This is a genomic window from Terribacillus saccharophilus, from assembly GCF_002272075.1.
In the GTDB taxonomy this organism is placed as follows: domain Bacteria; phylum Bacillota; class Bacilli; order Bacillales; family Amphibacillaceae; genus Terribacillus; species Terribacillus saccharophilus_A.
Map to the genome: position 1 here is coordinate 179,361 of NZ_NPBJ01000029.1, position 21,583 is coordinate 200,943.

Annotated in this window: 22 protein-coding genes; 14 read left to right on the top strand and 8 right to left on the bottom strand. The window is 44.0% G+C overall.

Annotated elements, in window-relative coordinates; genetic code table 11:
- Positions 1-47: 47 nt before the first annotated feature.
- The 6 genes from CHH48_RS15770 to CHH48_RS19365 form a co-directional block, all read right to left on the bottom strand.
- Positions 48-1,439, bottom strand: a complete 1,392-nt coding sequence (locus CHH48_RS15770) for a sucrose-specific PTS transporter subunit IIBC (RefSeq protein WP_095220112.1) — start codon at positions 1,437-1,439, stop codon at positions 48-50.
- Positions 1,440-1,466: 27 nt separating this feature from the next.
- Positions 1,467-2,930 (bottom strand): glycoside hydrolase family 32 protein, encoded by a 1,464-nt coding sequence (locus tag CHH48_RS15775; RefSeq protein ID WP_095220113.1) that lies wholly within the window; start codon positions 2,928-2,930, stop codon positions 1,467-1,469.
- 121 nt (positions 2,931-3,051) lie between these two features.
- A complete protein-coding gene (locus CHH48_RS15780; RefSeq protein ID WP_095220114.1) occupies positions 3,052-4,029 on the bottom strand; it encodes a LacI family DNA-binding transcriptional regulator in 978 nt (325 codons plus the stop codon).
- Positions 4,030-4,099: 70 nt separating this feature from the next.
- Complete coding sequence (locus CHH48_RS15785) at positions 4,100-5,416, bottom strand: ABC transporter permease (RefSeq protein WP_095220115.1); 1,317 nt, start codon at positions 5,414-5,416, stop codon at positions 4,100-4,102.
- Positions 5,413-6,111 (bottom strand): ABC transporter ATP-binding protein, encoded by a 699-nt coding sequence (locus CHH48_RS15790; protein ID WP_095220116.1) that lies wholly within the window; start codon positions 6,109-6,111, stop codon positions 5,413-5,415. Before CHH48_RS15790 ends, CHH48_RS15785 begins: the two co-directional genes overlap by 4 nt.
- 103 nt (positions 6,112-6,214) lie before the next feature.
- Complete coding sequence (locus tag CHH48_RS19365; RefSeq protein WP_174416608.1) at positions 6,215-6,352, bottom strand: hypothetical protein; 138 nt, start codon at positions 6,350-6,352, stop codon at positions 6,215-6,217.
- A 109-nt stretch (positions 6,353-6,461) separates the two neighbouring features.
- Here CHH48_RS19365 and CHH48_RS15795 point away from each other — a divergent pair, with 109 nt between their 5' ends.
- Together CHH48_RS15795 and argS are read left to right on the top strand one after the other, a co-directional pair.
- Complete coding sequence (locus tag CHH48_RS15795) at positions 6,462-6,749, top strand: hypothetical protein (RefSeq protein ID WP_095220117.1); 288 nt, start codon at positions 6,462-6,464, stop codon at positions 6,747-6,749.
- A complete protein-coding gene (gene argS / locus CHH48_RS15800) occupies positions 6,719-8,401 on the top strand; it encodes an arginine--tRNA ligase (protein WP_095220118.1) in 1,683 nt (560 codons plus the stop codon). The genes CHH48_RS15795 and argS overlap by 31 nt, the downstream gene beginning before the upstream one ends.
- Here argS and CHH48_RS15805 read toward each other — a convergent pair whose 3' ends face one another.
- A complete protein-coding gene (locus tag CHH48_RS15805; protein ID WP_095220119.1) occupies positions 8,402-8,866 on the bottom strand; it encodes a cupin domain-containing protein in 465 nt (154 codons plus the stop codon).
- Positions 8,867-8,997: 131 nt separating this feature from the next.
- On the opposite strand from CHH48_RS15805, the gene CHH48_RS15810 reads away from it, so the two are divergent.
- From CHH48_RS15810 to abc-f, 6 genes are all read left to right on the top strand, one after another.
- The gene (locus tag CHH48_RS15810; RefSeq protein WP_095220120.1) at positions 8,998-10,137 is read left to right on the top strand and encodes a CapA family protein; all 1,140 of its coding nucleotides are present in this window, start codon (positions 8,998-9,000) and stop codon (positions 10,135-10,137) included.
- A 66-nt stretch (positions 10,138-10,203) separates the two neighbouring features.
- Positions 10,204-10,524 (top strand): thioredoxin family protein, encoded by a 321-nt coding sequence (locus CHH48_RS15815; RefSeq protein ID WP_095220121.1) that lies wholly within the window; start codon positions 10,204-10,206, stop codon positions 10,522-10,524.
- 127 nt (positions 10,525-10,651) lie between these two features.
- Positions 10,652-11,992, top strand: coding sequence for an Nramp family divalent metal transporter (locus CHH48_RS15820; protein WP_095220122.1), 1,341 nt, complete (start codon positions 10,652-10,654; stop codon positions 11,990-11,992).
- 87 nt (positions 11,993-12,079) lie between these two features.
- Positions 12,080-12,973, top strand: coding sequence for a YegS/Rv2252/BmrU family lipid kinase (locus CHH48_RS15825; RefSeq protein WP_095220123.1), 894 nt, complete (start codon positions 12,080-12,082; stop codon positions 12,971-12,973).
- 63 nt (positions 12,974-13,036) lie between these two features.
- The gene (locus CHH48_RS19960; RefSeq protein WP_353615327.1) at positions 13,037-13,144 is read left to right on the top strand and encodes an RAxF-45 family protein; all 108 of its coding nucleotides are present in this window, start codon (positions 13,037-13,039) and stop codon (positions 13,142-13,144) included.
- 166 nt (positions 13,145-13,310) lie between these two features.
- Positions 13,311-14,930, top strand: a complete 1,620-nt coding sequence (abc-f, locus tag CHH48_RS15830; RefSeq protein ID WP_176466473.1) for a ribosomal protection-like ABC-F family protein — start codon at positions 13,311-13,313, stop codon at positions 14,928-14,930.
- A gap of 34 nt (positions 14,931-14,964) precedes the next feature.
- Here abc-f and CHH48_RS15835 read toward each other — a convergent pair whose 3' ends face one another.
- On the bottom strand, positions 14,965-15,852 hold the full coding sequence (locus CHH48_RS15835) for an SDR family oxidoreductase (protein WP_095220125.1): 888 nt from the start codon (positions 15,850-15,852) through the stop codon (positions 14,965-14,967).
- Between the two features lie 192 nt (positions 15,853-16,044).
- Between CHH48_RS15835 and CHH48_RS15840 the strand changes: the two genes are divergently transcribed.
- The 6 genes from CHH48_RS15840 to CHH48_RS15865 all read left to right on the top strand — a co-directional run bounded on the left by CHH48_RS15840 (position 16,045) and on the right by CHH48_RS15865 (position 21,571).
- Complete coding sequence (locus tag CHH48_RS15840; protein ID WP_176466474.1) at positions 16,045-16,320, top strand: glutaredoxin family protein; 276 nt, start codon at positions 16,045-16,047, stop codon at positions 16,318-16,320.
- A gap of 104 nt (positions 16,321-16,424) precedes the next feature.
- Positions 16,425-16,964 (top strand): YppG family protein, encoded by a 540-nt coding sequence (locus CHH48_RS15845; protein ID WP_095220127.1) that lies wholly within the window; start codon positions 16,425-16,427, stop codon positions 16,962-16,964.
- Between the two features lie 26 nt (positions 16,965-16,990).
- Positions 16,991-17,683, top strand: a complete 693-nt coding sequence (locus CHH48_RS15850; RefSeq protein ID WP_095220128.1) for an alpha/beta hydrolase — start codon at positions 16,991-16,993, stop codon at positions 17,681-17,683.
- A 330-nt stretch (positions 17,684-18,013) separates the two neighbouring features.
- Positions 18,014-19,519, top strand: coding sequence for a DEAD/DEAH box helicase (locus tag CHH48_RS15855; RefSeq protein WP_095220129.1), 1,506 nt, complete (start codon positions 18,014-18,016; stop codon positions 19,517-19,519).
- A 137-nt stretch (positions 19,520-19,656) separates the two neighbouring features.
- A complete protein-coding gene (locus tag CHH48_RS15860) occupies positions 19,657-20,136 on the top strand; it encodes a PH domain-containing protein (protein ID WP_095220130.1) in 480 nt (159 codons plus the stop codon).
- Entirely contained in the window at positions 20,129-21,571 is a 1,443-nt protein-coding gene (locus CHH48_RS15865; RefSeq protein WP_095220131.1) for a PH domain-containing protein, read from the top strand. The genes CHH48_RS15860 and CHH48_RS15865 overlap by 8 nt, the downstream gene beginning before the upstream one ends.
- Positions 21,572-21,583: the final 12 nt, after the last annotated feature.

Below are 21,583 nucleotides of genomic sequence, written 5' to 3' on the forward strand. Positions count from 1 at the left end.
TTAACACGTCCACGAGGACGCCTCATGTAATAGAAAAGATGACCGCTTTACAATTTCTTCGGATCTTTATAACCAAACATCCAAGTAAGTGTGAATGCTACTGCCATAGCAACCAAGTTTATCAGGATATAAAAAGGCAGCTGACTATTCAAATAGAGCAGTGTGCCTGGTATGACAGTGATACTCATACCTGTTCCAGCTAAATCGAGTAGGGAAGCAAGGAAACCTCCAACACCTCCGCCAATCAATCCCATGATAAAAGGCTTTACAAATCTTAAATTGATACCAAAGATAGCTGGTTCCGATATACCAAGAAATGCTGAGAAGGAAGATGGTAATGCTAACGCTTTCAATTTAGTATCCTTTGTTTTTAGACCAACTGCAAGACAAGCAGCACCTTGCGCAGCCATACCGCATGTAATGATTGCATTGAAAGGATTCATCCCGCGATTCTCTAAAAGCTGTATCTCCAGGAAGTTGAAAATGTGATGCACACCGGTGACTACAACGAGCTGATTGAGAGAACCAATCAATAATCCAGCAATTCCGAAAGGTAAATCCAATACAGCCAATGTACCAGTCAAGACAAGATCCTCCAAGGAATGGAAGATTGGACCGATTGCAAACAGTCCTAGCGTGATCATGACAGTCAATGTAAGGAAGGGGGTAAGAATCAAATCGAGTGCTTCCGTTATGCGACGGCGTAATGCTCTCTCTAATTTCGCGCCGATCAGTCCGATGAAGAAAGCAGGCAGTACAGACCCTTGATAACCTACCACAGGTATGAAACCAAATAGAGTGATGGCTTCAGCGGATCCATTTGCTACTTCATAGGCATTGGGTAAGGCAGGATTAACAAGCATCAAACCTAATACAATACCCAAAACAGGGCTTCCGCCAAATACTTTAAAAGATGACCAAGCGACTAGTGCGGGCAGAAAAGCAAAGGCAGTATCAGTTAGAACTTCTGTGAATAAAAGAAAATTTGCGGGAATATCTGCTGGAGCCAAGCCGAATAGATGGAGAATTTGATCCTGTGTCAGCAGACCGCGCAGCCCCATAAATAAGCCGGTCGCGACAAGGACTGGGATAATCGGTACGAAGACATCCCCGAAAGTCCGGATTGCCCGTTGAAAAGCAGAACCTTCCTTTTTACCAGCTTGCTTTACTTCCTGTATAGATGCACCATCAATACCGATTGCCTGAAACTCATCATAGATTTTGTTTACGGTGCCGGTTCCAAAAATGATTTGATATTGCCCAGAGTTAAAGAATGCACCTTTAACCTTATCGATATTTTCAACATTCTCCTTATCAATCTTCTCTTTATCATGTACGACGATACGAAGCCGAGTTGCACAGTGAGCTATAGAGGAAATGTTCTCTTTTCCTCCGATGGCGTTGATGACTTCCTCAGCAATTTTCCTGTTATCAGTCATTTAATATCACCCTTTCAGAATTAAAGTCTATCTATATAGCCACTGCACTGCGTTAAATGTTGCATTTCCTCCTTCGCTAAAGAAGGCAACGCCATTACTATCCTTTGCTGGGAATATCCTGGCGGTCATGACGGCTTCTCCGTCATTGATGAAAATCTCGACAGATGACTGATCGACAAACAATCTGAGTGTTATTTTTGTTGCATCTAACGCATAACGTCGAACGCTGCCACTATCATTTTTCATCGTCGCACCTGAACGTGTTCGGTCCAAGACTACATACTTAGAAACTGCGTCATAATAAAGCTGTGTTTCTTCCGTATCTCCAGTTCGAAAAGAGATTCCGGCTTTTGCAGCATCATCCATACACAGTTCACAAATCAATTCATAAGAGGATCCCTTTATTTCTTCGAGCTGAATTTTAGTATTGTGTACTATGTGAGAAGCAGTATATTTCTCTTTTCGAAGCAGTTCCACTCCTTTGACAGGTTGCTGCAGCAGTATGCCATCTTTGATGCTAAGTTCTCTCGGAAGAGTAAGGCAATGCGCCCAGCCATGCATATCTGTTGGATAGTCAGTATCGGGAAGTCCCATCCATCCAATGAGGATGCGCTTACCATCAGGTGAAAGGGTGGTTTGCGCAGCATAAAAATCGAATCCTCTATCCAGTTCCATGAAGTTGCCATGCTGAAAGTGTGGCTTTTCAGGAGCAATTGGTTCACCCATCAAGTAGCCAGCTTGATGAACATTCTCAAAACGATCTTTTTCTGCTGGTAATCCTTGTGGGCAAAAGAGAAGGATACCTTTTTCGTCTAACTCGAAATAATCAGGACATTCCCACATATATCCGAAATCAGCCAGGGAGGTTTTCAGCTCGCCGATGAATGACCAAGTATGCAAATCATCTGATTTATAAATCAGCACACATCCGGTCTTATTCAGACGCTGTGCACCTAGAACTGCATAGTAGCGGCCAGCTGCTTTCCATACTTTAGGATCGCGAAAATGGGCAGTGTAGCCTGCAGGGGGGGCATCAATGATTGGAATTTCATGTTTTGTAATATGTCCTTCTTGATCCATTACTGCAAGACATTGATAGGGCTGCCTCATCCAGTCTTTATCCCTTGTATTGCCGGTGTAAAAGAGGTAGAGCTTTTCATCCTGTGCCAAGGCACTGCCCGAGTAAGCGCCATGTGAATCATACTCGCCTCCAGGTTCTATCCCAATCCCCATGTCTTTCCAATGAACCAAATCAGTCGATGTTACATGATACCAGTACTTCATTCCATGGACGGGACCAAATGGGTGCCACTGGTAAAAGAGATGATACCGGCCATTGTAATAGCCAAATCCATTTGGATCGTTCAATAATCCGGTAGAGGGCTGAATATGGTAGTGCTGCCTCCAAGGAGAGGCATTGACCTGCTTTGCCAGATTTTCCAATTCATTAGGGGCAGCATCCGATAATAGGCGGTATTTATCTGCATTCATCACCTAATCACCACTTTCCATACATTTTCGGAACCGGTTCCAAAATTATTGAAAAAAAAGCCAAAGATTCAAGTTCATAACTTATGGAACCGGTTTCTTTGGTAATAGCATATAATGTGTCTTATATTATGTCAACGCTTTCGCGTTTTTTTAATTGCACAGGGTAGGTGGTGAGGTTCTCGCAGTACTCTTCCTCGACAAGCTGTACAATTTTTTCACCTGCTTTTTTCCCGGCGTCCAGATAATCGTATTTAACCGTAGTCAAAGCTGGTGTTACGACCTCTGCTGTATCATAACCCCCAAATCCGGCAATTGAAATATCGATAGGAATTCGAAGGTTAAGTTGATGTGCTGCTTTGATAATACCTAAGGCGATGTTGTCGGTTGCTCCAACAATCACTGTAGCTTCCGTTTTGGAAAGGAATCTTTGTGCCAACATCATCGCATCCTGCATCCGAAAGCTTGTTTCCAGATAATCAGCATGGCAGTCATGACGTTCCAGTGCCTCGCGAAAACCGCGTTTTCGTTCAATTCCCACTGCAATATCACGTTCCGTGACACCTAGGTAAATTATTTGACGATGCCCTTGCTTGACAACAAATTCCCCCATCATCTTGCCTGCTTCATAATCGTCATGTATCAAGCTTGGAAGTAAAGGGTGCTGCTGACCTACTAGCAGAATTGGTATACCTGCTTCCTTTATGGCTTGTAAGTGCTCCTTGGTAATTTGAGTAGACATGAGGATGATGCCTGCGACTTTCTGTCTGGTAAAGTTATGAATCGCTTCGATCTCCCGGCCGACCTCCTGGTTGGCACTTGCAATCAGTAATTGATAGCCCTGCCTGCGTAAGGATTCATCAATCCCCATCATTGTATGAGAGGCTGCAAAGGAATCCAGACGAGGTACGATGATACCGACCATAGCAGTTTTCTTAGCTTTGAGACTTTGGGCAAATGTATTCGGTACATAATTTTGTTCGTTTATAATACGTTCCAGCCTTTTCTTTGTGGCTGTACTGACAGAACCGCCATTCAAATAGCGAGATACCGTACTTTTTGAAACTCCAGCTAGATCTGCAATATCCGCTATAGTCTTCATATTTTCTTTCCTTTCAAAAAGCATTAATTTTACTCAGTATACTATGAGAATGACGGACTTGTCATAGAGACTAGATTTCCCTTCTCAATGCCCGCAGTACGTCCACATTTGTTGCCTGTTTTGCTGGCCTGGACCCCGATAGGATTGTAACGACCAGACAAATGGTGATGCTTATGGCAGCTAATAGAAACGGGATGGAAGATAGCTGCAATGTAGCTGGTATTTCCTCTTCGAATATTTGCTCCAATATCACTGGAACTCCGGCATTCACCAGGAAGCTGATCAAATAAGCGACAGCTGTACCGATCAGAGCACCAGCCAGTCCAATGAAGGTACTTTCCATGAGAAAGATCTGTTTGATTGTTTTGGGATTTGCTCCGATTGCTTTCATGATGCCGATATCTGGTGCGCGCTCGGTTACGGCCATCGTCATCGTATTATAAATTCCGATGGAGGCGATCAAGACTGCAATCGTTCCAACAATTATGAGCCCGGCTTTCGCAACATTGAACAGAATGTTGATGTTTTTCAGCTCCTCCAAATTCGAATAAGCTAAATAGCCTTTCTCATCCAAGGAGTTCAGGATACCTTCTACTGATTCTGCATTAGAAGCATAAACTTCTACTTGGTCGTAAAGCGGATCTCCCTGCTCTGTATAGCTATCTGTTACATGCAATGCTTCATCAAGCTTTCTTTTCAGTTCGGGAGTTGACTTCACGGAATTCGTGTAGATGTATTCGTTTGCCGGTGCAGCTTCAATCCCGACAATCTGGACTTTTTCCGTTGCAGTACGAGGTTCGCTGCCATCTTCCGGGAAAGTAGAAGCTTCAATCTCGATTTCTTTGTTGAGAACCTCGTCTTTGTATAGATATTCAGACTTGATCGTACCATCCTCTGTAAACTTGTCCTTTTCATCGACATCATCTTTCCCTAAAAATTCGGCAAAATCACTGCTGACGACGATCTCATTTTCTTTCTCCGGCAATCTCCCGCTGCCAAGTTCGATTCCTGCTTGTTTTTCGTTTTCAAAATCAACAGCAATAGCGGAAGGCATCTCGTTCGTGTATCCATCTAAATGAAAATTAGTTTCACCAAGACTTTGAATCTGCCGTACAGCATCAACATTCTCAATCTGCTTCAATTCATCAATGTTTTCGTTCGTAAAGCCAAGCTGTTCTTCATCATCAGTACCATAAATATCAATCTTTGTGACAGCTCTGCTTTCCAGCTCGTCCTTGATTAAGGAATCATGCAAACCAAAGCCGACAGACGCTAGGACAATCAGGAAACAGCTCCCCATTGCAGCTGCCAGAATCGTCATAAACACACGAACTTTATTTTTCTTCATATTCTGCTGAACAAAACGCCACTTATCTTTGAATGTCATACCGGCATCACACCCTTCACTTTTAGCATTTGGCCATCTTTGATTTCCAGCTGTCTATCAGCAATTGCTGCAACTTCCTGGTCATGTGTGATGATAAGGAAGGTGATGCCGGCTTGTTTATTCAGTTTGCGAATGAGAGAAAGTAGTTCTGCTTCGGTATCGCTATCTAAGCTGCCGGTTGGCTCATCTGCTAAAATCAATGGCGGATCAAGTATAAGTGCTCTGGCAATCGCAACACGCTGCTGTTGTCCGCCTGATAATTCGGAAGGGTAATGCTCTGGAAATGCTTCCAGCTCAACTTGGCGTAATATGTCCTCAACTTTTTGCTTGCGCTCTTGTTTCGGTGTTCCGTTCAAAATGAGCGGCAGTTCGATATTTTGAGCCGCGGTCATGCTCGGTATCAGCTGGAAGTTTTGAAAAATATAGCCGATATGCTGTAGGCGGAAATCTGCTAATTGTCCTTCATTCCAGCCAGTTATCGTTGTTCCATTAATTGCTACTTCACCGCTTGTCGGTTGAATAAACCCGCCGATAATATGCAATAAAGTGGACTTGCCGGAACCACTTTTACCGATGAGGCTGACAATTTCTCCTTTTCCTACGTGTAAATCAATTCCATGCAATACGGGAACTATCGTTTCCTTTGCTTTCTTTCCCATCGTGTAGTGATGAGATACTTGTTTGATCGTTATCATTTTTTCTCCCCCTGTTTTGCCTGCTATTAATAACGACGGCAGCAAGAAGGAAAAGTATACAAAAAAATCCTGCCGTCTTGTCGGACAGCAGGATTCATCATGCTTATTTGCCTTTCTTCTGGCGGAAACCGCCGGCGATATCCGCGCGCTTGAACTCTTTGCGGAATGCGACTTCACGGGCATCTGATAAACTGACGCCATTCATACGTACAGGCTGATAGTTGCCATATTGCTTAGCCATGCGATCATCCTCCTTTTTGCAGGTTATCAAAAGTGTGCCCCTGGGCTTTATAATCTAAACAGGGGTTGCATCTTCTAAAAGAACAGCTATAATAAAGGACAATATATGTGTGCCGATAAGAAAGAGAGTACTGCAGCTGGAAACAAAAGCGAGTCCCGGATGGTGGAAGCGGGATGTGAAAAGCGGCAGGAACCGGACTTTCTTGGCTGCAACCCTGAACGAACGCGAAGTAGGGGCTGCCGGGAAACATCATTCCCGTTATCCAATTGAGCAGGTCCGATTAGGACAATTAGAGTGGCACCGCGGATTTAACCGTCTCTTCCAAGTGGAAGAGGCGGTTTTTTTATTTGAAGGAGGAAATGGAAAATGTACAAATCTAGTGCAGCAGATTTATTAGCGAAAGCATTGAACAAGCCAGCTGAGGAAACGATAAAACAAATCGAGAGACCGAAACAGCTGCAGCATGGAGACTATGCTTTTCCTTGCTTTGCGTTGGCGAAGGAAAAGAGACAATCACCGCAAACCATTGCTGCTGAACTAGCAGCAGAACTATCACATGAAGCGTTTTCTGCTATTACGGCAGTGGGTGGGTATGTAAACTTCACGCTCGATAAAAAGCTTGCTGGCAGCCGCGTACTGAAAGATATTCATCAGCAGCGTGCAGCATACGGAAGTACAGCTATTGGAAAAGGACAGACAGTGGCCATCGATCTCTCTTCTCCTAATATTGCAAAGCCCTTCTCGATGGGACATCTGAGATCTACTGTCATTGGAAACAGCATTAGTCTTTTGCTGGAAAAGCAAGGCTATGGTGTTGTAAGGATCAATCATGTCGGTGATTGGGGAACGCAATTCGGTAAGCTTATTTGCGCGTATGAAAAATGGGGGGAGGAAGAGAAGGTACGTGCCAATACGATTCCGGAGCTGCTGAAGCTGTATGTCCGTTTCCATGAAGAAGCAGCGCAGGATGAGCAGCTGGAACAGGAAGGCAGAGACTGGTTCCGAAAATTAGAGCAAGGGGATGCGTACGCGAATAAGCTGTGGAGCTGGTTCCGTGACGTATCGATGGAAGAGTTCGGCCGTGTTTACGAGCTGATGGGCGTACACTTTGATTCGGATGCAGGAGAAGCCTTTTACAATGACAAAATGGAACGTGTCGTAGAGGAGTTGGAACAGAAAGAACTGCTCAGTCTGTCAGAAGGTGCTCAAGTAGTCCGTTTGGATGAATATGATCTTCCGCCTAGTCTGATCAAGAAAAAAGATGGCGCTACACTATATGCGACTCGAGATCTTGCCGCGGCAATCTATCGTAAAGAAACATACCAATTTTCTAAAAGTCTATATGTTGTCGGTCATGAACAGCGTTTGCATTTTCAGCAGCTGAAAATAGTACTTAACAAAATGGGTTATGATTGGGCTGAGGGAATCAACCATATTCCATTTGGTATGGTACTGCAGGATGGAAAGAAAATGTCGACCAGAAAAGGAAAGTTGGTATTGCTTGATAAAGTACTGGAGCAGGCAATCCAGTTGGCAGCCACTAATATTGCGGAAAAAAATCCGAACTTGCCAGATAAAGAAGAAGTAGCGAGACAGGTTGGCGTCGGTGCTGTACTTTTCCACGACTTAAAGCATGAACGTATCCATGATATCGAATTTTCGTTAGAAGATATGCTTCGTGTGGAAGGAGAGACAGGGCCATATGTGCAATATACGCATGCTCGAGCTTGTACGCTGCTTGCTAAGGGAAGCGAATTCGCTGGCAGTTCGGAAGTCGATGAAGAGACAGGAGCAGCTGCATGGCCGATCCTTTCCCTGCTGCTGCAGTTCCCAGACACAGTTGGCAATGCAGCAATCAACTATGATCCTTCCAGAATCGCCAAATATGTGATTGATCTTGCCCAAGCATTTAACAGCTATTATGGAAAAGTACGTATCCTGGAAGAAGATGATAAACTCGGTGCCCGAGTAGCAGTTGTCGAAGCTGTTGCATCAGTCTTGGAAGAAGGTCTCCGACTCCTGGGTATACGTGCACCGAGACAAATGTGATTAACTCCATATCGAATGTCCGGTAACAGGGTCCTGCTTCGGTATCGGGACATTTGGAATTTGCTGTAGTGCTTGGTCGTATTCGCCGGGTTTATCCGTTTTTGTATCAAAGGACATGCCATCCGGATAAGCACCAAGTACTTGAAAATCATTTGATTGCTGAATCCGCTTGTGGGCCGTACCGGCAGGCAACACAATGACATCACCACGAGAAATATTCAGCTGTTCACCATCTGGCCCGCCGAGCAGAACGGTTGCGTGACCACTCATAACACCGAGCACTTCATGGGCAGTGCTGTGATAGTGGTGATACGGGAAGATGCCATTGACCCAGCTGTTTCTCCAGTGGTTGGATTCGAAAACGTCCCGCATGGTATTAGCATGTTCGAAAGCTTTCTCATAATAAAGAACAGGGAATTTATTATTTGGATAGGTGCCATCGTCTTGGAAATGGAATTTTTGCATAATATCCCTCCTTTTCTTTATCATTTACCCGACTATTCGAGAATTATATTCCTTTTTATGCAAATCATACTATTTTTCGTGCGAATCTGCGTTTATAATACGGATAAATACTCACAGACAGGCGGTTACGCATGAAAATAAAAGCAATCATTGTCGCATTGACGGGTCTTGTCATTCTTACGGCGTGCAGTGGAGGAGTTCCGAAACAACAAACAGAAGCGGTACAGGCAATGCAGCAAAATATAGTCGAACTGGAACCGAAAGAGATGCCTTCTAGTCAGTCGATCTCCGTTACAGCCATCGGCGATGTGCTCCTGCATAGCTCTATTTATTATGATGCAAAGACAAAGAAAGGCTATGATTTTGATCCGATGTTTCAAGATGTTAAACCCTATTTAGATAGTACGACACTTACTGTTGCTAACCAGGAATCCATTATGGGCGGGGAAGAGTTAGGTGTATCCACGTATCCGACCTTCAACAGTCCTGATGAAATTGGCGATACCTTGAAGGATGTGGGAGTAGATGTAGTTACGATGGCTAATAACCATACATTGGATCAAGGAGAAGTTGGAGTGAAGCATGCTGCTACGCAGTACGAGAAGATTGAAATGGCATATACTGGAGCGTATGCTAACAAGGAAGATAGCGAAAAGCTAACGATAGAAAAAACAGCAGAAGGTATCTCGGTCGCCTTTCTTAGCTATACGTATGGAACAAATGGAATTGCGATACCTGAGGGCAAGGACTATCTAGTTAATCTGATTGATAAGCAGAAGATAAAAGATGACATTGGCCGAGCGAAACAGCAAGCAGATGCTGTTATTGTTAGTTTACATTTCGGTGTTGAATATGAAGATGATTCTAACGAGGAACAAAAAGAACTTGCTCAGTTCGTTGCTGACCAGGGTGCAACAGCAGTTTTAGGCTCTCACCCGCATGTGCTGCAACCTGTTGAATGGCTGACAGGAAAAGAGGGGAATAAAACGCTCGTCATTTATTCTCTAGGAAATTTCATTGCTGCCCAGGAGGAAACGGATCGGCGTATAGGTGCGGCTTTTCAATTCGATATTGAAAAAGATGGAAAGAACGTGACTGCGAAGAATCCAAGAATGCTGCTGACGTACTTATCTTTTTCTGATTGGCAGCATTACCGAGTTCAGCTGATGTATCAATTGCCGGAGATGAAAAGCGCTTATGAAGAGAAGAAGAGACATATGGCGAAGCTTGCACCAGATCTTTCTTTCATTGAAGCAGATGCATCGAGCTAACTGCTTGATTTCCGACTTGTGTGTACCGTATCTTTAAGAAGGAAAAGCAGAAGGGGGAAACAAACAATGGAACGAATCAATACAAAAGAAAAATTCACAGAAGTTATCATGAGTGAAGAACCGGTCATCGTTAAGTTCTTCGCGGACTGGTGTCCGGACTGCACTCGTATGAATATGTTTATCGATCAGGTGCTTGCGGAATATGGCAATTATAAATGGTATGAGCTGAATAATGATGAGGTACCTGATGTTGCAGCTGAGCAGGATGTAATGGGAATTCCAAGCATTCTCCTATTCCAAAACGGTGAGAAGCTGGCGCACTTGCATAGTGCAAACGCGAAATCTCCTGAAGAAGTTATCGCGTTCCTTCAACAGCAGCTTGGATAATTAGTAGTAACCCGAAAAGCTTCCCTGGATTAGAAGGGAAGCTTTTTTATAGCAGTATTTTTTCTTTGACTAAAAATGTTTCCTTTGGTAAACTTGCGCTAATAATAACAAGAAAGAAGCGATCTTTATGGGAAAAGAACGAGATAAGGGCTGGCTTAGCAGAGCTGGTGATGCAAGTCTGGAAGAGTCGAACCATAGTGTCGCTATTCCAGAGAACGGAAACTTCTTCAAGAAGCTATTCGCTTTTATGGGACCAGGTGTCCTTGTGGCGGTCGGTTTCATTGATCCGGGTAACTGGGAGACTTCCATTTCAGCAGGTTCTTCCTTTGGCTATATGCTGCTTTCCGTCGTCCTGCTTTCTAACTTAATAGCCATGCTCATGCAGGGGCTGGCTGCCAAGCTCGGAATCGCAACTGGTCGTGATTTAGCGCAGGCGACAAGGGATGCGTTTCATCCTAAAGTGGTCGTGGTGCTATGGCTGCTTACAGAACTTGCCATTATAGCAACGGATTTGGCCGAGGTATTAGGTTCTGCCATAGCACTGAATTTGCTATTTCACATACCGATTATGGTAGGCATAGTCATTACAGCGTTGGACGTTCTTCTGCTGCTTCTGTTACAGAAAAAAGGATTTCGCTGGATGGAAGCGATTATTACCGTACTGATGATAACCATCGCAGGGTGCTTTCTTTTCGAGATGATTTTCTCACATCCTGCACTTTCGGAAGCATTTAAAGGCTATATCCCTTCTACGGAAATAATAACTGACCCATCGATCTTGTTCCTGGCTCTTGGTATTCTCGGTGCAACTGTTATGCCGCATAACTTGTATCTGCATTCCTCCATTGTGCAAACAAGGAATTACCAGGATACAGAAAAGGGTAAGAAGGAAGCGGTAAAATTCGCGTATATAGATTCGACCTTCTCGCTTGGTGTTGCTTTTTTCGTCAATTCAGCGATTTTAATCCTTGGTGCAGCTGCTTTCCATACAATCGGACAGCATGTGGAAGGAATTGAGGATGCATACAAGCTGTTAAGTCCCGCTATTGGTGCTGGTGCAGCGAGCTTCCTGTTCGGGTTTGCGCTGCTTTTATCTGGTCAGTCTTCGACTATCACAGGAACATTGACTGGACAGATTGTCATGGAAGGATTCATCCAATTCCGCATAAAGCCTTGGGTCAGACGGCTGGTTACAAGAATCATCGCCATCATTCCGGCACTTATTGTTGTCGGGATTTACGGCCCTTCAAGCACAGGTGATTTGCTCGTTTGGAGTCAGGTAATCCTTAGCCTGCAGTTGTCCTTTGCTGTTATACCGCTAGTACTCTTTACAAGCAGCAAGAAAAAGATGGGATCCTTCGTAAACAAGCCGCATATTAAAGTGCTGGCGTGGACGGCCACGGGATTAATTGTCTGTTTGAATGCTTTCATGCTCGGCTATATGATCGTGACAGGGCATGCTTTATAAAGCCGGTTTCCAGCCGGCTTTTTTTATTTGCCATAGTTTAGCCGGTCTAAGGTGCAGGGAACGATAATAGGAAAGGAGAGGAGAACGATGCAAACATTCGAACACGCTGTATATGTAGTGAATGGGAATATGGATAACGACCAGCTTGAACGGGAATTAGGTCAAACTCTGCCAAAGCTTGCGGCATCGATTAAACAGCTCGAGGTCAAGCAAACGAAAGATTTGGAGGAGTTAGTGAGCTATAGCCGGGAGGTTGCAGGACACGTTGACCTATTGATCATACACGGTGGTGACGGTACCATTCATCAAGTAATCAATGCAATTGCATCTTTGCCGAAACGACCAAAAGTTGCAATTATTCCCGGAGGTACTTGCAACGACTTCAGTCGAATGTTGGGACTGCCGCAGAATTTAGGGAAGGCAGCAGCGGCAATAGCTGGCGGGAAGACTGCATCGATAGACATTGGTCAATACGAGGATTCGTACTTCTTAAATTTCTGGGGAGTGGGGTTGATCGCGGATGCATCGAATAATATCGATGAAGATCAAAAATCTCGCTTAGGCGTGCTATCTTATTTTATCAGTACCTTAAAAACAGTTAATCAGGCAGAACCATTTTCATATGAAATGGAAGTTGACGGAGAAAAATTAGCTGGAGAAGCAGTTATGATTTTGGTGATGAACGGCCGGTTTATCGGAACTAGAGAGTTCGCAGGATCAAATATCAGGCCAGATGATGGTAAACTGCATGTTATATTCGTGAAGAATTCCAATCTAACCAGTTTTAAAGAACTCCTCCAGATGAAACAAGATAAAACGGTTCTGTCAGATTTGACGGAGGTAGGTATTCAGGAAGCAGAGAAAATTCGCTTTTTATCACCTGCTGGCAAACCGATTGATATGGATGGGGAGATATATCAGGAGACATCTGGTGAAGTAAAAATCCTGCCTGGACACCTTGAGATGATAATTGGAGAATAGTTTGACAATTCGATCCATCCCCTCTATACTGGAATTACTTACAAGGAAAAGGAGGGGAATCAGATGTTGCACACACTTTCGCGTGAAGCCGATCAGAATCTATTGCATCGCCGCGCGATTATTCATGGTTTTGTTGGTAACGGGATACGTATGCCCTTTTTTACCAATTAAATAATGGATAATGTGCAGGATCTATCTCTCTACGACACGATTAAAAAGAAAAGGCGTTTCGGAGAACCACACCCTGCGTGTGGTTTTTTTGTACCCTTATTTCCCATTTGTCAGAGTCAGACAGTCTTCCTGTCTGACTTTTTTTATAGAAAAAGGAGCGGATAACGTGTTAATAACATTGAAGGACGTCAAGAAAATCATGGGCGGTAATATATTATTTGAAAAGCTGAACTTGGAGTTGAAACCAGGAGAAAAGCTAGGTCTAGTCGGTCGAAATGGCAGTGGAAAATCAACAATCTTTAAATTGATCACAGGAACGGAGATTTGTGACGATGGGCAAATATTTATACGAAAGCAAGCGAAAATAGGTTATTTGGAGCAGATTCCAGTCGGGCATGCAGGCACTGTTAAGCAGTACTTGATGGGTGCATTCGAGGATCTAGCTGGTTTGCAGGAAAGAATGCGGAAATTAGAGGAGCAAATGTTGGATCCGGAAAAAATGGAAAAAGCATTGGCTACTTATGGAGAGGTGCAAACTGCATTTGCAGAAGCAGGCGGCTATGAAATGGATGCACAAATTGCGCGTACAGCAAACGGTTTGCATATTACACAGTTGCTGGAGGAACCTTTCACAAAACTGAGTGGAGGGGAGAAAACAAAGGTCGGCTTGGCGTATGTTCTCCTGCAGCAGCCAGATCTGCTGCTGTTGGATGAGCCGACAAACCACCTTGATTTATCAGCCATTGAATGGCTGGAAAACTTTCTGGCCAATTATGGGGGAGCAATATGTATTATTTCGCATGATCAATATTTCCTGGATGCAACTGTATCGCGCATTGCTGATCTGGAGGATGGAGAGGTGACGGTTTATACGGGAAATTTCACCTCTTATCTGAAGCAAAAGGAAGCGAAGCTCTTACAGGAATTCGAAGCATATAAAGAACAGCAGAAGAAAATCAAAAAAATGAAAGAGACCATCAAACGATTGAGATTATGGGCAAATCAGGCGAACCCGCCGAATGAAGGATTGCATAAGCGTGCGCGTAATATGGAACGAGCATTGGAACGAATGGAGAAGCTATCCAGACCGAATATTGATCCAGCTAAAATGAAGCTCAGGCTTTCTGCAGATGAACGCAGCGGTGAAGATGTCATCCGCTTGGAATCAATCAGCAAGTGTTTTGGTGATAAGGAAGTACTGCGGGATATTATGCTGCATGTGCGCTACAAGGAAAGAGTAGCAATTGTAGGCGATAACGGCAGCGGCAAGTCAACACTAATCAAGATAGTCCTTGGCAGTTTAAATGCTGACAGCGGAATTGTTAAAGTCGGGAGTGCAGTACAGGTGGGCTACCTGCCACAGCATGCATTGGAGGATGCTGATCCAGCTATGCGAATGATTGATTATTTTCGAACAGTGATCTCTGTGACTGAAGCAGAAGCAAGGCATTTGCTGGCAGCATTCATGTTCTATGGCTACGCAGTCTTTCAGCCAATCGGCCGCCTAAGCGGGGGAGAAAGAATGAGGCTGAAACTAGCCATTTTCATGCATCAAGGAATCAATTTGCTTATCTTGGATGAACCGACGAACCATCTCGACTTGGAGTCAAGGGAAGTACTGGAGGAAGCTCTAGGTCGTTTCGATGGAACAGTACTTGGTATCAGCCATGATCGACATCTGCTGAATTCATGTTTTGATCAGACTGCTTACTTGGAGAACGGGGTGCTGCATCGTTATCCGGGTAATTATGAAGAGACAAAGGACCATTGGAAGGTAGTTAAATAATAAAAAGCTGCGAGCATTTGCTCGCAGCTTTTCTTTATGCTGTCGGAATTCCGCCAGTGATGCTGTATACTTGCGCGCTTACATAGCTGGATTCCTCGGATGCAAGGAACACATACACGCTGGAAAGCTCAACTGGCTGACCTGCGCGTCCTGCAGGAGTTGGTGGTGTGTTGGAGCCAAATTCAGGAATGTTTTCCTGAGGCTGACCTCCGGAAATTTGCAAAGGTGTCCAAATTGGACCTGGTGCTACAGAGTTTACGCGGATACCTTTATCGGCAATCTGCTTCGCAAGGCCCTTTGTGAACCCGATGATTGTGCTTTTCGTAGCTGCATAATCCAATAGCATCGGAGAAGGGTTAAATCCTTCCACAGATGTTGTAGTAATAATAGAAGACCCTGCTGGCAGATGTGGTAGAGCGGCTTTTGTCAGCCAATAAAGCGGATATACATTCGTTTCGAATGTCGCTTTCAGTTGTTCGGTAGTCAAGTCTGCAATGTCCTCAACGGCTTGCTGCTTACCAGCGACAAGTGCGAGGATATCAAGACCGCCTAATTGCTCAACTGCTTCCTCTACAAGCTTATAGTTGAATCTTTCGTTTCGAAGGTCACCAGGAATAAGTACGGCCTTTCTTCCTTCCGCCTCAATTAGTTCCTTCACTTCTTCTGCATCAAGCTGCTCGTCTGGAAGGTAGTTAATAGCTACATCGGCACCTTCTCTTGCATAAGCAATAGCAGCTGCACGGCCGATACCGGAGTCCCCTCCTGTAACAAGCGCTTTTCGTCCTGTCAGTTTTCCGGATCCTTTATAGCTATCTTCTCCGCAATCAGGCAATGGATTCATTTCCTTTTGCAAACCGGGCGGATCCTGATATTGTTTCGGATACGTATCATGGTAGTATTGTGTTCTTGGATCTTTTGGCATGTTTTGACAGCTCCTTTTCGTTTCGTGTATATGCTATTGATACCACGTATGGAAGAACTCAAACTGCATTTTTGTAATGTAAATGGTTGCATAAAAAGAAACGTGAATTTCATTGAAAATAGGTTTTAAGTACTAGAAAAAGGGGTAAATTTTGGTAGAACAACATTGATAAGATACAAAAGGAGAATGCAGATGAGACATCGCAATGTGGAAGTATACATCAGTGATAACTGCAAACAATGTGAGCAAGTGATGAATCAGCTTGATAAGTGGGACATTTCTTACAGTGTCAAAAATATCACTAATGCACCTGCTGTATTGAAGGAAATGCAAGCACATTTCATATACAGCACTCCGCTTGTCCTAATCGATGGAGAAAAGGTGCACGGATTCCAAAAAAACAAGCTTCAGCAGATGCTTGGGTTAATTAACAGTATGTATTCCTCACGGACAAATTTCAGCTATTGAGCAAAAATCATCTGCGGTGGTTTTTGCTTTCTTTTTATAGTTAAGAATAACGCCCTTCCTTCGCCTAACATACGATAAAGTAGAAATAGGAAAGGTGTGTGGAGATGTATTATTATAATACGACAGAGCCACGCTCCCATGTGCAGCAACAACAGATGAGCGATGGCCGACAGCGTTATTATTATGAGCCTGTGTTTCAAACTGAGCCTACAGAGCAATATACAGAGCAATATCATGATAAAATGTATGATCATACATGGATGCAAGCTAATGAAAATGTTGGTGATACTAACAGACAGACTGAGCCTTATACCTATAATCCATATCCTCCCGAGTACTTCAGTCAGTGGGGAGGGTGGCAGCAAGCACAGCAAGCGCAGCCGCCGCAGCAGGTGACGCCGTATGAGTATTTCAAAAAGCCGCCTCTTGCACCGTATTGGCATTCGTATGCCCAACCGACAAATATTCAGCAGCCAAAGCAGCAAGCGCAGCTGACAAAAGGGCTGGCAACTTATTTTCAGGATAAGAATGGGCAAATGGATATCAATAAGATGATGTCGACTGTTGGGCAGATGGCATCGACGGTCCAGCAGGTTTCTCCCATCGTCAAATCACTCGGTTCTTTTTTGAAGATACTGAGATAAACACTAAAGAAAGCGAAGATGATCGAATGACTGGAATACTGTGTATCCACGGCTTCACCGGTGGTACGTACGAGGTGGAGCCCTTAACTGAGCATTTAATGAATCATACTGAATGGAAAGTGGAAATGGTCGCTTTGCCTGGTCATGGAAAGGCAGATGAGCTGTCTCTTCGCGGAGTCGGGCACAGGGAATGGATAAAGGCCTGTGAGGAAGCATATGAGCGGCTTGAAAAAGAATGTTCCCAGGTCTATGTAATAGGATTTTCAATGGGAGGAATGATCGCCTCTCATCTAGCGGCAAAATATGGTGCTGACAAGCTTGTGCTGTTATCGGCATCGGGTAAATATTTGAACTGGAAACTGCTGACGATTGAGGCTTGGCAAAACATGAAAAAGCAATTGAGCGGCGATATTTTGGATGATTTGAGCAAACTGCGGGAAGATAAAAAAGGAAGAATTCCGTTCCGCGCCTTTTGGGAATTTAAAAAATGTATAGACTATACAAAAAAAGCATTGCCTGCCGTTTCTTGTCCGGTATTTATCGTTCAGGGCATACAAGACAGCATGGTGCCGTACCGTACGGTCAACTATTTGCATAAACATCTTGGCTCTCAGAAGCAGAAGATGGTTCTCTTTGATGAATCGAGGCATCTTTTATGCCTTGGTCCGGATATAGATCAAATTTGTACGCAAGTTGAGGAATTCTTGCTGGAGGCTTAATTTTTTCCGGCGAGGGTTTAAGATCCACTCTGAGGGAGAAAATAGAACCAAAGCTGTGAAAGCCGGTATGATTGTTGCTTGAAAACAATATAACGATTTCCAAAAGATACTGTTACACATTTGGAAGGGCTTTAATGATAAATAAAGCACGTATATCTACGTGTAATCATAGATATAGGTAGAATTCGGACAAATAGTGTGTTACTATTATTAAATCCAATGAATGCTTGCTTAAGGCCTCTTCCCAAGCGTGGAGGAAGGCTTTTTTATTGTGTATAACTGCCGTGCTTCATCAGTGAGACTTTTTTTATATAAAGGAGTAATAAGAAATTGACAACATTTAGTTCATTAGGTATTTCGGAACCAATTTTAAAAGCATTAGATAAAATGGGGTTTGAAGAAGCTACACCAATTCAAGCTGAAACGATTCCATTCGCCCTAGAAGGCAAAGACGTACTAGGTCAAGCACAGACTGGTACTGGTAAAACTGCTGCCTTCGGTATCCCTATGATCAGCAAAATCGATCGTTCTAAACGCCAAATCCAAGGTTTGGTTATTGCACCGACTCGTGAGCTTGCTATCCAGGTAGGAGAAGAGCTTCACCGTCTTGGTCAATTCAAAGGAATCCGTACACTTCCAGTATACGGCGGTCAGCATATGGACCGTCAGATTCGTTCATTAAAAGAAGGCCCGCATATCGTCGTAGCGACTCCTGGTCGCCTGCTTGACCATATCCGCCGTAAAACAATCAATATCAGCAATGTTCACACTGCTGTATTGGATGAAGCAGACGAAATGCTTAACATGGGCTTCATCGACGATATCCGCGAAATTCTTTCATCTATCCCTGAAGAGCGTCAGACATTGCTATTCAGTGCGACAATGCCGAAAGAAATCCGTGATATTGGTACAAGATTGATGAAAGACCCTACAGAAGTTAAAGTAAAAGCAAAAGAAATGACTGTAACGAATATCGATCAGACTTACATCGAAGTTCAAGAAAGACAGAAATTCGATACACTTTCTAACTTGCTTGATATCGATGAGCCAACATTGGCAATTATATTCGGCAGAACGAAAAAACGTGTTGATGAAGTGACAGAAGGCTTGCAGGCTCGCGGTTTCCGCGCAGAAGGTATTCATGGCGATCTTACACAAGGCAAGCGTATGTCCGTGTTGAACAAATTTAAAAATGGCCGTGTAGAAATTTTGGTAGCGACTGACGTTGCTGCACGTGGTCTTGATATCTCTAACGTTACGCATGTATATAACTTCGATATCCCGCAGGATCCGGAAAGCTATGTACACCGTATCGGTCGTACAGGACGTGCTGGTAAAGCAGGACAAGCTGTCTCCTTTATCACGCCAAGAGAGGTTTCTCACCTGCACTTGATCGAAAAAACGACGAAGAGCAAGATTGCACGTAAAGATGCTCCGACAAATGACGAAGCAGCACAAGGACAGCAGCAGATCGCTATCGATAAAATGCTTCGTACGATCGAAAACAAAGATCTAAATGCATACAACGAAAAAGCAAACGAACTTATCAATCAGTTCGGTGCTGAAACAGTTGTTGCAGCTGCTTTGAAAATGCTGACAAAAGAGCGTCGTAATACACCGGTTCGTATTACATCCATTGCTCCAATCAGCGTAAAAGGCAACTTCAAGGACAAAAAGAAATATCGTGGCGGCGGTTCCCGTGGCGGTAATGGTGACCGACGTGGCGGCGGCTATGGCCGTAACAGCAACTCGCGTGGCCGTAACTACCAAGGACAAGGCAAACGTAATGGCAGCGGTGGCGGCGGCTACCGTGGCAAACGCAACAACGATAACTAATAAAAAAAGACACCTGAAAGGGTGTCTTTTTTTATGGCAAGAGTCTTGGAGGAATATTTCCAAGTCTCTTTTTTTATTCAAAAACGAAACAAATCACTAGTCGAAACGTATGGTAAAAATGGAAGAGGGGGGAGAACATGAAGTCACAGCCACGTAACAGAATTGCTGTTAATGCAAAGAAGGTCTGGCGCATTAATGCCAGCCTGTATCTGCTGCTGCCGGTCATTGCGGCAGGGGTTCTAACGTATTTCTGGAGCACCTGGTCCATTCCGGATTTTATCATTTATATTGCTTGGGCTATCATCATCGCTAGCTTAATCTTCTTTATCTGGCTACTTCCGGCGCTGCGATGGAGAAGGTGGCGTTATGAAGTGTTTGAGCAGGAAATATACATACAAAGCGGTATTTTCATTGTCAAGCAGACGATTGTACCGATGATCCGGGTGCAGCATGTCGATACCGAGCAAGGACCAGTGCTGAAGAAATTCGGTTTGGCTACCGTCTCTGTATCAACAGCTGCAACGACGCATAATATACCAGCTCTGGCTTTGGAGGAAGCATTGGAGCTGCGTGACCGAATTGGAATACTTGCTCGTGTGGAGGAAGAAGATGTCTGAACCGAAAAGGATGCATCCAATCAGTATTGTCCTCCGGATGCTGAAGCTCATTAAAGACGCCATCGTGCCACTTGCTATTGCTTTTATAGCTTTACTAAGGGATATGACTAAATTATTTTGGTGGAGTCCGTTTGCACTTGTTGGAGTTATATTGCTGTTGAGTGGTCTGTTTGGATTTTTATATTGGTACCGGTTTACATATCGGATGGAAGAAGATGAACTTCGAATCGAATCCGGCATTTTTGTTCGGAAAAAGCGTTATATATCCAGACATCGTATCCATTCTGTGAATACAAGTGCAAATATTCTTCACAGACTTTTTGGTCTGGTCAAACTGGAAGTGCAGACAGCAGGCGGCGGAAAAGAGGCTGAAGGGATGATTCCGGCCCTTTCCAAGCCGGACGCTGCGGATATACAACAGTTCGTAAAAAGAAAAGAGAATATTGTTTTACAGGAAGATAAGGAGAACGTGCAGATTCGAGAAGAATGGGCCAGCTACCGGCTAAGTTTCCGCCGTTTGCTAGTTGCAGCTGCTACTTCAGGTGGTACGGGGGTCATTTTTGGATTTCTTTTTGCAATTACGCAGCAAGCGGATGAGGTAGTCAACATTAATATCTATTCTTTTGCTTATGATTGGCTATCGGAGCAGAGCTTACTTCTATCTATCTTTTTTGTCATTGGCAGTTTAGCTTTGACGTGGATGGTAGCGATGGTCGGAACCATATTAAAATATTGCTTTTTTGAAATTACCAAACAAGGAAATGAGCTCTTCATACGAAGGGGGCTGCTTGAAAAAAGGGAAATGACCATACCACTGCACCGAATCCAAGCACTGAAGATAGAAGAAAATATTTTTCGCCAGCCGTTCGGTTTGCTTGCAGTGAGCGCAGAAATTGCAGGTGGAGCAACTGATGCTGACAAACATAGCTTTTCTACTGTCCTTTTCCCACTGCTGAAAAAATCTGAGCTCAGCGCCTTCCTGGATGAGCTGTTGCCTGAATTTGTAGTGGAGCCGAGCTTTAGGAAACCGCCGAAGCGGGCGTTGCTTCGATATCTATTTCTGCCATCCATTATCATGGTCCTAGTTACCGGAATACTTATATACTCATTTGGCGGGTACGGGCTATTTGCTATTCCGCTCGTTTTACTGACTATTATATTCAGTATCTTAAGTCATCGGGATGCTGGTGTATCCTGGACGACAGATATGCTTACGATGCGTTACCGGGAGCTGACACGTGTTACTGTCCATGTGAATCGTAAAAAGGTGCAGGCTTTCTATGGATCGCAGCATTACTATCAATCGAAGAAACAGCTTGGTACATTGAAGATTGCTGTTGCATCGGGCGGGGCAAAGGGAAGCAGATTCAAGGTGAAGCATCTGGAGGAACATGATATAGAGGATGTCTCTGACTGGTATTCCTTCCGAAGTTAAAAAGAGGCTGGG